Origin of the sequence: Paenibacillus cookii, from assembly GCF_018333375.1 — a bacterium.
Taxonomy (GTDB): Bacteria; Bacillota; Bacilli; order Paenibacillales; family Paenibacillaceae; genus Paenibacillus_AQ; species Paenibacillus_AQ cookii.
Genome location: NZ_BORW01000002.1, coordinates 333,579 through 346,239, shown reverse-complemented (window position 1 = coordinate 346,239; position 12,661 = coordinate 333,579). Strand labels below are relative to the sequence as shown.

Genomic DNA, 12,661 nt, shown 5'->3' with positions numbered 1-12,661 from the left:
ATGCATTTTGCGCCAGCTTCGTTTTTCCAGGGTCAAACCATCCAATACCGCCGGCGGCCGATCCGCGAGACGATCCCCGGCTCCTGCGCGAAGGTTTGGTAGAATGATTCGGGGTTCGCCCCCGGCCCGCCGCCTTCAAACTGGGATAAATACAGAAAATCCGGGGATATCACCTGATCGGTCAAATACGCGGATACGGTGCTTCCCGGCTTTCGGTGCCTGTTTAGCTTGGCGATGATCGCGCGGGACGATTCGATCCCGATGCCGTGCCCGTAATAAAGGTCTTCTTCCAGCTTGACGGTATTTTCTCCCTGCCATTCGATTTGCCTCGGGTTGACGTCCGGATTTTTGAAATAGAGGACATCGCCAGGGAACGCTTCGGAAGCGCCTTGCTTTTCGATGAGACGCAGGTCGGCGTCGTAATGCCAGTCGTATAACAGCAGGTCCGCGAACATCCGGTTGAAATCCTTTTCCCGTATGCAATCCAGCAGGCCTTTATACAGGACGATCACAATGGCGGTCGCACATTCGAAGCCGTAAAGCGGTCCGTTGGCGAAAATATCCCGAATCCCTTCGGCCGGGGTCACATCGGACCGGAGCTCGAACCCTCCCCGGTTGTTCAAATGCCAGAACCGCTCGTTGCAATGGGAATGTTCGAAATCTTCGAATTGCACGCCGCTTCGCCTCAGCGCCTTGGCTGCTTCGACGATGCCCGTTCTTAGTTTCAGCTCAAACTGCAAATGAGCAAGCGATGCATAACGGTATACGGAGGCGCTATTTTTTTTGGCGCGAACAATTTTTTGCCATAACGGCGGCCAATTTTCGGTTTCCAGCACGGGCTCTTCATTGCCGATTCGAATCACTGTTTATCCCGCTCCTTTCCTTAACCTAAGTAGAGCATATGTCGCGGCCAAGCCAAGAAATGTCAAAAGTACGGATGAAAAGACGGCATGCGGGCCGTTTTAGTGAGTTATGGTTGCGATTGCGGGGGTTCTCATATAAACTTTTGTGAGAGCTGCACTATATTTTGACGAAAATTCATCGATTCTGATAGAGGAACGGACTGGAGTAACGAGAATGAAGAAATTCAAAAAGTTTTACGTCGAGCTGACGAGCCGCTGCAATTTGGCCTGCACGTTTTGCCCGCCTACGCACAGAGCAACCCAATATATTACGCTGGATCAATTCCGGCATACGCTGGACGAAGTCAAGCCGTACACGGATTACATTTATTTTCACGTCAAAGGCGAACCGCTGCTCCACCCGCACATCGACCAATTGCTGGATATCGCCCATGAGAAAGGTTTTAAAGTGAACATCACGTCCAACGGGACGCTGCTGCATAAAGCGGGGCCTAAGCTGATGAACAAGCCGGCGCTTCGCCAGATGAACTTCTCGCTGCATAGCTTCGACGGGCATGTCGGCTCCAAAGACAAAGACGCCTACATCGCCAAGGTGCTGAATTTCGTCAAGGAAGCGACCGCGAATTCGAACCTGATCGTGTCGCTTCGATTGTGGAACCTGGACATGGATAACGCCACGAACCTGGAGAAGCAGCGGAACCGCGAAATGCTGGCCTACATCGAAAAGGAATTCGGACTGGATTATAACATCGAAGAAAAGGTCCAGCCCGGCAAAGGCGTCAAAATCGCCGACCGGATCTACATCAACATGGATCATGAATTCGAGTGGCCGGATTTGAACGCGGAAGAGGATTTCGGACCGGGCTTTTGCCACGGTTTGCGCAACCAGGCCGGCGTCTTGGCCGACGGCACCGTCATCCCGTGCTGTTTGGACGGGGAAGGCGTCATCAATCTCGGCAATATCTACAAAACGCCTTTCAAAGACATCATCGAAGGGGAACGCGCGACCAACATCGTCGACGGCTTCTCCCGCCGCGAAGTGGTGGAGGAGCTGTGCCGGAAATGCGGGTACCGCAAGCGGTTTAACTACAAGGCGAACGGGTTTGCGGAGGAAGCTGCCGCGAAGTGATCATCAAAAATTTATAAGGCGGGATATAAACGTGATGGAATGTTGAGGCCATCGTTTGGAGGCGTTTCTTGAACGTCATGCGCAAAGCCTGAATCCTTGGTGGATCAGGCTTTTTTTAGTGCTTTAAATGGGCATGCAGCGCGAGGAGGCGCATAATTTTGTAAAGTTGGTTGACATTTCAAATATTTTTGAAATATAATGATCCCGAACATTTCAAATAAAATTGAAATATAGGGGTGATACGTTCATGTCTACCGATCAACAAACGCGCCTAAGCGGCTCTGCCACTCAACCGGCTGCCGTCAAGCAGGGGGCCATGGGATGGAGTTTGGCGCTACTTGCTTTGGCGCAGCTTATCTACGGGCTCGATATCAATATCGTTTTCGTAGCTTTGCCCGAGATCGGCCATGGTCTTGGCTTCTCGGAACAGTCGCTGCAATGGGTCGTCAGCGCCTACACGGTTTTCTGCGGGGGCTTTCTGCTTCTTGGAGGCCGTGCCGCCGATTTGCTCGGACAAAAACGAATGTTTGTTTTCGCATTGGTCCTCTACGCGCTTTCGTCGCTATTGGGAGGTTTGGCCTGGGATCCGCTTGTGATCATTATCGCCCGGGCCATCCAAGGGATAGGAGCGGCGTTTCTGTTTCCGTCCACGTTATCGCTGCTCAACCGGTTGTTCGAGGAAGGCCCGCGCCGCAACCGCGCCCTTGCCGTATGGGGCGGCGCCGGCGCCAGCGGACTGACGATCGGCTCGATCTTGGGGGGAATATTGACGAATGCATTCGGGTGGGAAGCGGTCTTTTTGGTTAATGTTCCTTTGGCGGGAATCGTTGCCCTGGCTGCGCTGTTTGTCATTCCCCGCGACGAGAAACGGAGGCAAAAGCGCCATTTCGACGTACCCGGCGCCGCCACCGTAACCGCAGGCGCTACCCTTCTCGTCTATGTACTTGTACAGGGGCCCGAATTGGGCTGGGCCTCCGGTGAAACGATCGTCAGCGCAGTACTTTCCCTGGTCTTCCTGTCGATCTTTGCCCTGATCGAAAGACGAAGCGCCGCTCCGCTCATGTCGATGCATCTTCTGCGTAACCGCAGCTTGGTAGCCAGCCTGGTCATCACATTCATCTACATGGGAACGTTCGGTGCTTTGCCATACTTCCTGACAACCTTTTTTCAGAACGTGCACGGATACAGCGCGCTGCAAACCGGGTTTGCCTTCATCATTCCTTCGTTGGCGATTGCGGCAGGCACGCAGCTCGGCGAACGCCTGGCGACCCGCTTGGAAGCGCGAAGCACGCTGCTGGTCGGCATGGCGATCGGAATCGTCGGGACGTTGCTGATTCCGCTTGGCGCTTACACCGGCAGCAGCTATCTGATGATCGTTCCGGGGCTCGTCATTTCCGGCATCGGCCAGGGCATCACATGGACCGGCATGTGGATCGCCGCTTCCAGCGGCGTAGCCCCGGAGGACCAAGGCGTAGCGTCCGGGATCGCATCGACCACGTTAAACATCGGGAACGCCATCGGGATGGCCATCTTGATTGCGGTCGCCAACGCGGGCATACAGGAACAGTCGGGGGGAGCTCTCCGCGATGCCTTAGCCCAGGGGAACCGGACGGCGATTTATCTCGCGGCGCTCGGCATCCTTCTCGGCGCGGTTGTCGCCTTGTTTTTGCCCCGAAAACGAAAAGTGTGACGGAAGGCTGTCGCCATCCAGGCAAAACCGGCCAAAACCGCGCAATAGGTTGGAACGTGGTCTTGGCCGGCATGTACCGCAGGGATAAATAAATTAAAATCGTATGAGCAGCCTGTACCCGGAGGGGACGGGCTTTTTTCATGATTGAACCCGCTGAAGACATGGGAACCAGCCGCCGGGATTCAATCATGAGGTCGAATGCGAAGTTATTTTTCCTTCCGTCCGGTACCGTTTTGGGGAGACCCCCTTTACCTTTTTAAAAACTTTGGAGAAGAGCAAAGGGTCGTTATAGCCGACAGACCGGGAGATATCGCCGATCGAAAGCTCCGCGTTTTCCATCATTTCGCAAGCTTTGCGGATCCTGTATTGAATCAAATAATGCTGGATGCTCGTCTTCGTCCGTTGTTTGAATAACGAGCACAAATAGCTTCGGTTGAGTCCGATATATTGCGCGATGTCCTCAACGGTGATTTTCTGGGCATAATTGAGCTCGATAAAATCCTTCACTTTTTCCGCATAAATTTCCGCCTGGCTTTCTTGGGGGTTGGGGAGCGTTAGCGGACCGGACTCTGCAAGGGACGATAACATCAAATACAGCAGCCCGGTCAGCCGCGTTTCCCGGGATTTAGGGAATTCCCTCGACTCGATCATCAACTGCAGATACTGATCGATCATATCGTCCCGATCGTAATGAAGGATCGGAGATGCCATGGTTAAGCCGGCCTGCTTAAGGAGGAATTCCGCCAGCGTCCCGTTAAAGCCAAACCAGCAATAAGACCAAGGGTTTACCGCATCGGCTTGATAATGCGTCACGACATCGGGGATGATGAGAAATCCTTGTCCTTTCCCCAGCCTGTACCTTTTGCCTCCCACCTCGAAAATTCCTTCTCCGCCCAATATGTAGTGAAGCAGATAGTGGTTTCTTACGGCGGGCCCAAAATAATGGCCGGGAGTGCAATCCTCCCTGCCAAATTGAGTAAGATGCAGCTCTGCGTGATGTTTGCTTCGTGGCAAATATTCGATCACCGTCAATCTCCTTGTGCAAAATTTCTAGCATTATAACATATTTTATGAGGGTCATGCCATGTACTCGATATTTGAATTTAATATATTATTTCTGTAGCCGAAGGGCGTTTTAAAGCAAATGGATCAAGCTTTAAACCATGTCGGCTTCATATTACTCATCGATCAATATACTCTGTTGGGCAAGGCGAAACGAATGTTCCAATGTGTGTGGCAAAGGGGGTTTTTCCATAGCGCCTCTTTTTTTGGCATGGGTTTCCGAGGAGTATGATCTGGAAGGGAGTTATTTTTTTCATGGGCGTAATGGTTCAAGAGCAAACGGGGCTGTTTCATTTGCAGTCGACCGACATGAGCTATCTTATCCAAATCGTGGATGGATATCCTGTGCATGTATATTGGGGGAGCAGACTGAAGCACCGGGAATCGATGCCCGATCTGCTGATTCACACCCCGGCGGGGGCGGGATTGGACCGGCTGCCCCAAGAATATCCGCAGTATGGCAGCGGAGACTTTCGTAACCCGGCCTACCAGGTCGAACTTGAAGACGGAACGCGGATTACGGAACTGAAGTACGACGGTTACCGGATCAGCAAGGGCAAGCCGCCACTGCCCGGACTGCCGGCGGTTTACGCGGAGGATGAATCCGAGGCGGATACGCTCGAGCTGATATTGAAAGATGCCTATTCGGGACTACAGGTAGTTCTCCTCTACACGATTTTCGCGGATCGAAACGTGATCGTGCGCTCGGCCCGTTTGTCGAACGAGGGGAAAGGAGGGCTTCGCATTCGTCGCGCTCTGAGCGCAAGCGTCGATATTACCGGCAAACAAGAGATGGAGATGGTCTACCTTTCCGGAGCCTGGGCTCGGGAAGGCAACATCACCCGCAGGCCGCTTCTTCAGGGCGAAACCCGCATCGACAGCAAAAGGGGCATCAGCAGCCATCAGTTCAACCCTTTCGCTGCGCTGGTCGCGAAGGAAACGACGGAATACCATGGCGAGGCCTTCGGCTTCAGCCTTGTGTACAGCGGCAGCTTTGAGGCGGGGGCCGAAGTGGATTCGTTCGGTTCCACGCGGTTTGGAATCGGCATCAATTCCTTTGACTTTGCATGGCTGCTAAGTCCCGGGGAGAGCTTCCAAACGCCGGAGGCCGTCATGGTTTACTCCGGACAAGGGCTGGGCGACATGTCGCGGACCTATCACCGTTTATATCGAACCCGGCTGTGCCGAGGGAAGTATCGGGACGAAGAACGGCCGATACTGGTCAATAACTGGGAAGCGACCTATTTTAACTTCAATGCGGATAAGCTGGTCGCGATCGCCGAGGAAGGGGCTAAATTAGGCATCGAATTGTTCGTCCTGGATGACGGTTGGTTCGGGAAACGGGATGCCGACAATTCATCCTTGGGCGATTGGTACGAGGATCGCCGGAAGCTGCCGGGCGGACTTGCGGACGTCGCGGAACGCATCAATCGGCTGGGGTTGAAATTCGGACTATGGTTCGAGCCCGAAATGATCTCGCCGGACAGCGAACTGTACCGGAAGCATCCGGATTGGTGCCTGCATGTTCCAGAGCGGCGGCGGACCGAAGCCCGGTGGCAGTTAGTGCTGGACTATACCCGCAAGGAAGTGCGCGATTATATCTATGATTCGTTGTCCGCGATATTCTCCAGCGTGCCGGTCGCTTACGTCAAATGGGACATGAACCGCGGCTTGACGGAAATCGGCTCCGCCGATCTGCCGCCGGAGCGCCAGGCGGAAACGGCACACCGTTATGTGCTTGGGTTGTACGAGTTGCTCGAGCGAATTACCGCCGATTTCCCGCATATTTTGTTCGAAAGCTGCTCCAGCGGCGGCGGACGTTTCGATCCCGGCATGCTGCATTACATGCCCCAAACCTGGACAAGCGACAACACCGACGCGGTGGAACGTCTCAAGATTCAATACGGCACCAGCCTCGTTTATCCCGTAAGCGCCATCGGAGCGCATGTATCGGCCGTTCCGAACCATCAGGTCGGACGGATGACGCCCCTCGATTTTCGTGGCGATGTCGCGATGTCCGGCAATTTCGGATACGAGCTGGATCTTACGAAATTCACCGAGGAGGAAAAAGAGACCGTCAAGCACCAGGTCGCATTCTACAAGCAGATTCGCGGTTTGGTGCAAAAAGGCGACTTGTACCGGCTGAAGAGTCCGTTTGAAGGAAACGAGTCGGCTTGGATGTTCGTTTCGGAAGACAAAGGTGAGGCTCTCGTCTTCTGCTTCCAAGTGATGGCCGTGCCGAACCCGCCTCGGCGCACCTTGCGGCTCGACGGACTGGACCCGGAACTGGAATACGAGGTGCAGTCGGGACATCGCGGAGAAAAGTCGATCATCGGAGGAGACAGACTCATGAAATTGGGGCTGCCCCTCGCTTACGAACAAAAAGACTACGAAAGCAGATGGTTCAGGCTTCAAGCCTTAAAGCCCGGGAAGAGCTGACGTAAAGCATTCAGCCAACGCCCGAAGGAAATACAATCCATGGATAGCGGTGCCCCTTTTTGAGAGAAAAGGGGCATTTTGCGCGCAGCGGCCAAATTGGCCCGGGAGGTTAAAACCATGTTTTTTATCCGATTCATGAACGACATGAACATGAAGAAGAAGCTGGCGATTACGTTCATCTCGGCAGCCGTTCTTCCCTTGCTGCTGTGCGGCCTGTTTCTGACCGGGAAGCTTCGGGAAATCGCCGTCAATAACGCCTTTGCCCAAGCGTCCAACAACGTTGAACGGGTCCGAAAGCGCACGGAAGAACTGATTAAGGTGCCGCTGGACATTTCGAACCGGCTAATGAATGACAACCGGATGAAGAAGGCGGCCGGCCAAAAATACGACAGTTACGTTGATGTCATTCGGACTTACCGGGAGTACACGGATATTCGCGACTACCTCCAGCTGTATAAAGAGATATCGGGCATCCGCGTCTATGCGGTCAATCCCGGAGCGCTCAACAATTGGGAGTTTATCCAGCCGGACGCCAGCGTCATGGCCCAGGATTGGTACAGGGAGGCCCTGGACCAGAAAGGCATGGCGGGCTGGAACTTCATTAGAGACGAACGGAAAGATGCCGATGACCTGAGTCTGATTCGTTCCTTTCCGTTGGACTCTTCGGGGCGAAAAGGGGTCCTGGTCATCAATGTGGACAGGCAGCGATTAAGCTCCATCCTGGATCAAGAGTCGTTTCCTACGTTGATCGTGGACGACCGGAATCGGATCGTCGCGTCCAACGAAGCGGGAGTCACAGGAAAGGACCTCTCGGCAATCCATGCCGATGAAGATATACGATCCCTTCAAGCGGGAAGTTATGACCTGTCCGTGAACGGCAAATCGTCCAAAGTGGTTATCGCCGGCATACATCCGCAGGACAGTTGGAACGGGCTGCGGGTCATTTCCATTTTTTCCGTAGCCGAGATTACCCATGACGCCAACCAAGTGATCCGCCTCGGCGTGGTCGTGATGACGGCCAGCCTGATTTTTGCCGCTTTGCTTATCTATGCTTCGGCTTCGTTGTTATCCGGAAGGCTCCTCCGCTTAAGCAAGCATATGTCCAGGGTCCGGTCAGGATCTTGGGATACCTTTCTGGATATCGACGGCAAAGACGAAATTGGTTTGCTGTCCAGGCAATTTAATGCGTTAGTGAGGGAAGTGAACGAATTGGTCCATGAAGTCCAGGAAACGAATCGCCAAAAATACCTGGTAGAGCAAAGGCAAAACGAGATGAAGTTCAAGATGCTGGCCAGCCAGATTCATCCCCATTTTCTGTTCAACTCGCTGGAGTCGATCCGGATGGAGGCCCATATCCGGAAGCAGGACGATATCGCGGAGGTGGTATGGTTGCTCAGCACGCTGCTGCGGAGCAGCCTCGAGACCGGGAACGGCAAGATATCGCTCGGCCAAGAGCTGGAGCGGGTACGCTGCTATCTTGACATTCAAAAGTTCAGGTATGAAGACCGCTTGAGGTACCAATTGACGGTGAATGCGGGCTTGGAGGGGATGCAGGTACCGCCGTTGATCATCCAACCTTTGGTCGAAAATGCCGTCGTTCATGGCTTGGATAGCCGGGCGGAAGCCGTATGCATCGAGGTGGAAGCCAAAGCCGTTCCAGGGGGAGTTCGGGTCAAGGTGAGCGACGACGGCGCGGGCTTTGCGCCTGATCGTCTCGCCCTGGTACGGGAAAAGCTTGCTTCGGACATGATGGACGAGGAGGAGCAGCGGATCGGTTTGCGCAACGTCAACGATCGGCTTGTTTTGCTGTACGGGGCGTCAAGCGCCTTGCAGATCGAAAGCGAACCGGAATTCGGAACATGCATCACGTTTTTTATACCGGGAGGTGATTCCCGGTGTTGAAGGTAATGATCGTGGATGACGAACCGAAGCTCCGCCAAGGCCTTCAAACGTTGATTCCGTGGGAAAGCCTGGATCTCACCGTGACGGCCGCGGCGGCCAATGGAAAAGAAGCGTTGGAAATGATGGAAAAAGAACCTCCGGACATCGCGCTCGTCGATATCCGCATGCCGCTTATGGATGGGTTGCAATTGATCCGGCGGCTGGCAACGAGCGGCCATCAAGTGCAATGCATCATCCTTAGCGGGTATGCCGATTTCGAATATGCCAAGCAAGCCATCAAATACGGGGTTGCCGGGTATCTTCTCAAACCGGTGGATATCAAAGAAATGACGAATACATTAAAGCGGGTGCGCGAGCGAATCGAAGCGGAGCGGATGAAACGGGGGCAACGGCAGCTCGGGGTCGAGAACCGGGAGCGGGTCCTGCACCGCCTTCTCATACCGCAGGATCAGCACGAAACCCCCGCCGGATTGAGAAACTTCGCAACCGAAGCCGGCTTGTTGTGGAGCAGCTATGAAGTCGTTTGCGTGCTTCCGCGCGACGTTGAAGCGGGCCGTCCCGACGTGCTGCAGCAGTGCGCGGATGCAATACAACCCTTGATTGAAGGCAGGGGCCTGGGAGTGGTGACCGTGAATCCCCCATACGTGGTTTTGCTCCTCCGCAAGCCGCTGCGCGGCATCCGGCAGCGGGAGCATTTGCATCAGGAACTCCGGAACGGTTTGGGCGATTTACGTTTCGTCGCTGCAACCGGGGGAGCCGTCTGCGAGCCCGAAGAGATTTGCCGCTCCTATGCGAAAGCCCGGCATTGGATCAAGCAGGCTTTTTTTAGCGAAAAAGGACAGCTGCTGGGGCCGGGCGCTCCATCTTGCCCTTTTTCAGAATCCCCCGGACAATTCAACGAAAACGCCGAAGAGATGATGGAGGAGTTCATCCTCCGCCTATATTACAGTTTGGATGCCGGAAATGAACCGATGATCCTCCCGTTGTTGCAAGAAGCGGCAGCGTATTTTCTCATGCAGGAGCAGGATGAACATTCCGTCAAAGAATCGTTCTTTTTCCTATCCAACGCCGTCATTCATAAGCTGGCCGCGGGTTCCCGCAAGGAATGGAAACGAACGGAGGAGGTATCGAGATTTTTGAAGGGGATTTTCGAATATGAGTATCTGAGCGATCTGCTGGAAGAGACCCGCCGTTTTTTTCTCGCTTTGGCGGAGGAATCCGAACCGGAGGGGAAGGAAAAGGAATTGAAGATCATGATCAACATCATCCACAGGCATTACGCCGACCATTTGAAACTGGAAACATTGGCCGGCATGCTGAACTACAGCACCGCCTATTTGGGACAGCTTTTCAAAAGCAAGACGGGAGAGTATTTTAACACATACCTCGACAAGGTCCGGATCCGAAAGGCAAAGGAGCTGCTGGAACAAGGAATGAAGGTGTACGAAGCGGCGGAGCGCGTCGGCTACACAAACGTCAATTACTTCTACAGCAAGTTCAAAAAATACGAAGGACGTTCGCCGTCGGATTTTAAAAATCCATAATTCGTGGATGATTTTTACCGAAATCCGTTGTATGGGCCGTTTCTCTCCCCTGATTTATGATGGAAAGCAAGGAGAGGGGGGGAGGAAAAATGAAAACGATATCATCCAATGTGGAAAACGTTTACGAACCGGCGGAGCAGACAAAAAAAAGCGCCTGGAAGGTGCTGAAAAACCAGAAGTATCTCTACTACATGTCCATCCCGTTCGTTCTTTGGGTCTTCGTCTTCCAGTACCTGCCTCTGTGGGGCTGGACGATGGCCTTCCAAAAATACAGGCCCGGCGTCGGTTTTTTTGAACAGAAGTGGGTGGGCTTGGAGCATTTCCGGACATTGTTCCAGGATGACCATTTTTACCAAGTGCTTCGGAATACGCTGGCCATGAGCTTGATGGGCCTGATCGCGGGTTTCATCGTACCCGTCGTTTTTGCCCTGATGCTTAACGAGGTTCGATTGCAGGTGATGAAACGTTTTGTGCAAACCGTATCTTACCTGCCGCATTTTGTTTCGTGGGTGGTTGCCGCAGGCATCGTCACCAAAATGCTCTCGACGGACGGCGGCGTGGTGAACAGCCTGCTCATAAGCCTCCATATCATCGATCAGCCGATCCAGTTCATGGCCCAGGGGCACTGGTTTTGGGGGATTGTAACGGGCGCGGACATTTGGAAGGAAACGGGCTGGAACGCCATTATCTACCTGGCGGCCATCTCCGGCATCGGGCCCGAGTTGTACGAAGCGGCGCGGGTAGACGGCGCAAGCCGGCTGCGGCAAATGTGGCATATCACGCTGCCCGGGATCAGGCCGACGATCATCGTGCTCCTGATCATGTCCATCGGCCATTTGCTCGGTACCGGCTTCGAGAAGCAGTTTTTGCTGGGCAATCACCTCGTCATCGATTACTCTGAAGTGCTTGACTTGTATGCGCTTAATTACGGTCTGGCCATGGGACGTTATTCCTTCGGGACGGCAATCAATATTTTCAATTCGGTCATCAGCCTGATCCTGTTGTTTGCGGCTAACGGAATTTTTAAGCGCTTTACCAACGAAAGCATTATGTAAGGAGGAAGACATGGGGACTGTCAATCGTACGGCACCGGTCGGCCGGGGATCAAGCAAACTGAAGTCGAAATCGCCGCAGGACCGGATTTTGGAAGCGGTCGTTTATCTGTCCATGATCGGGGTCACCGTTTTGACGATTTATCCGTTCTTAAACGTGCTGGCGATCTCCCTTAACGATTCGGTGGATACCGTCAGAGGGGGATTACGATCTGGCCAAGGCAATTCACGTTAAAAAATTACGATTTGATCTTTACTTACAGCGGCTTGATCACCGGATTCAAAATCTCGGTTCTGAGGACGGTCATTGGTACCGCGGCGGGTTTGATCAGCGGTTCCATGCTGGCTTACACGCTTGCGCGCAGCGATTTCCAGGCCAGAAAATTCATTTCCGCCTTTCTCGCCGTAACCATGTACGTATCAGGGGGGCTGATTCCGGGATTTATCCTGATGAAGGATCTGCATTTGATCAATACGTTTGCCGTTTACATTTTGCCGGGTCTCGTAAGCGCTTTTAACGTCTTCGTGATTCGTTCCTTCATCGACGGGCTGCCCTATGCGCTGCAAGAGTCGGCCAAACTGGACGGGGCCAACGATTTTACGATCTACTGGCGCGTGATCCTGCCCCTGTGCAAACCGGCATTGGCGACCGTGGCCCTTTTCTTGGCGGTAGGGCAATGGAACTCCTGGTTCGATACGTATCTGTTTAACGGGTCCAACGAATCGTTGACAACCCTGCAATACGAGTTGATGAAAATTTTGCAGAGCACGACGACAAGCGCAACCAATGCCCAGGACGCCGCCAACATGGCCCAGCGTATGGCGCAGGTGTCGCCGGAATCGGTCAAAATGGCGATCACCATCATCGTAACGGTGCCGATTCTGATCGTCTATCCTTTCCTGCAAAAATATTTCGTGAAAGGCATGACGCTCGGGGCGGTCAAAAGTTAAAAACAGATCCAGGTGTGTCCAGGCTTACG

General features: G+C 53.6%; 8 protein-coding genes and 1 pseudogene. 7 read left to right on the top strand and 2 right to left on the bottom strand.

The genetic code is table 11. From position 1 onward, the window contains the following. Positions 1-32 precede the first annotated feature (32 nt). Positions 33-863, bottom strand: coding sequence for a protein-glutamine gamma-glutamyltransferase (locus KI367_RS04355; RefSeq protein ID WP_246536594.1), 831 nt, complete (start codon positions 861-863; stop codon positions 33-35). A gap of 214 nt (positions 864-1,077) precedes the next feature. Here KI367_RS04355 and KI367_RS04350 point away from each other — a divergent pair, with 214 nt between their 5' ends. Together KI367_RS04350 and KI367_RS04345 are read left to right on the top strand one after the other, a co-directional pair. Next, positions 1,078-1,992 carry a radical SAM/SPASM domain-containing protein gene (locus KI367_RS04350; RefSeq protein WP_212947834.1) on the top strand — a complete coding sequence of 305 codons (915 nt, stop codon included), beginning with the start codon at positions 1,078-1,080 and terminating at the stop codon, positions 1,990-1,992. Positions 1,993-2,239: 247 nt separating this feature from the next. Next, on the top strand, positions 2,240-3,682 hold the full coding sequence (locus KI367_RS04345; protein ID WP_081992382.1) for an MFS transporter: 1,443 nt from the start codon (positions 2,240-2,242) through the stop codon (positions 3,680-3,682). A gap of 186 nt (positions 3,683-3,868) precedes the next feature. On the opposite strand, the gene KI367_RS04340 is transcribed toward KI367_RS04345, so the two are convergent. Next, on the bottom strand, positions 3,869-4,708 hold the full coding sequence (locus KI367_RS04340; RefSeq protein ID WP_036710372.1) for an AraC family transcriptional regulator: 840 nt from the start codon (positions 4,706-4,708) through the stop codon (positions 3,869-3,871). A 291-nt stretch (positions 4,709-4,999) separates the two neighbouring features. On the opposite strand from KI367_RS04340, the gene KI367_RS04335 reads away from it, so the two are divergent. The 5 genes and pseudogenes from KI367_RS04335 (at position 5,000) to KI367_RS04315 (ending at position 12,632) form a co-directional block, all read left to right on the top strand. Then, positions 5,000-7,183, top strand: a complete 2,184-nt coding sequence (locus tag KI367_RS04335) for an alpha-galactosidase (protein WP_212947832.1) — start codon at positions 5,000-5,002, stop codon at positions 7,181-7,183. 117 nt (positions 7,184-7,300) lie between these two features. Beyond that, the gene (locus KI367_RS04330) at positions 7,301-9,085 is read left to right on the top strand and encodes a sensor histidine kinase (RefSeq protein ID WP_212947824.1); all 1,785 of its coding nucleotides are present in this window, start codon (positions 7,301-7,303) and stop codon (positions 9,083-9,085) included. Next, a complete protein-coding gene (locus KI367_RS04325; RefSeq protein ID WP_212947822.1) occupies positions 9,079-10,629 on the top strand; it encodes a response regulator transcription factor in 1,551 nt (516 codons plus the stop codon). The genes KI367_RS04330 and KI367_RS04325 overlap by 7 nt, the downstream gene beginning before the upstream one ends. Before the next feature lie 89 nt (positions 10,630-10,718). Further along, positions 10,719-11,684: an ABC transporter permease gene (locus KI367_RS04320; protein ID WP_212947820.1), complete on the top strand. Its 966-nt coding sequence runs from the start codon at positions 10,719-10,721 to the stop codon at positions 11,682-11,684. Between the two features lie 10 nt (positions 11,685-11,694). Beyond that, a pseudogene (locus KI367_RS04315) lies at positions 11,695-12,632 on the top strand (carbohydrate ABC transporter permease). Positions 12,633-12,661 lie beyond the last annotated feature (29 nt).

Coding starts and splice junctions, on each gene's coding strand:
- KI367_RS04335 (WP_212947832.1), top strand. CDS start 5,000: ATGGGCGTAATGGTTCAAGAGCAAACGGGGCTGTTTCATTTGCAGTCG.
- KI367_RS04330 (WP_212947824.1), top strand. CDS start 7,301: ATGTTTTTTATCCGATTCATGAACGACATGAACATGAAGAAGAAGCTG.
- KI367_RS04345 (WP_081992382.1), top strand. CDS start 2,240: ATGTCTACCGATCAACAAACGCGCCTAAGCGGCTCTGCCACTCAACCG.
- KI367_RS04350 (WP_212947834.1), top strand. CDS start 1,078: ATGAAGAAATTCAAAAAGTTTTACGTCGAGCTGACGAGCCGCTGCAAT.
- KI367_RS04320 (WP_212947820.1), top strand. CDS start 10,719: ATGAAAACGATATCATCCAATGTGGAAAACGTTTACGAACCGGCGGAG.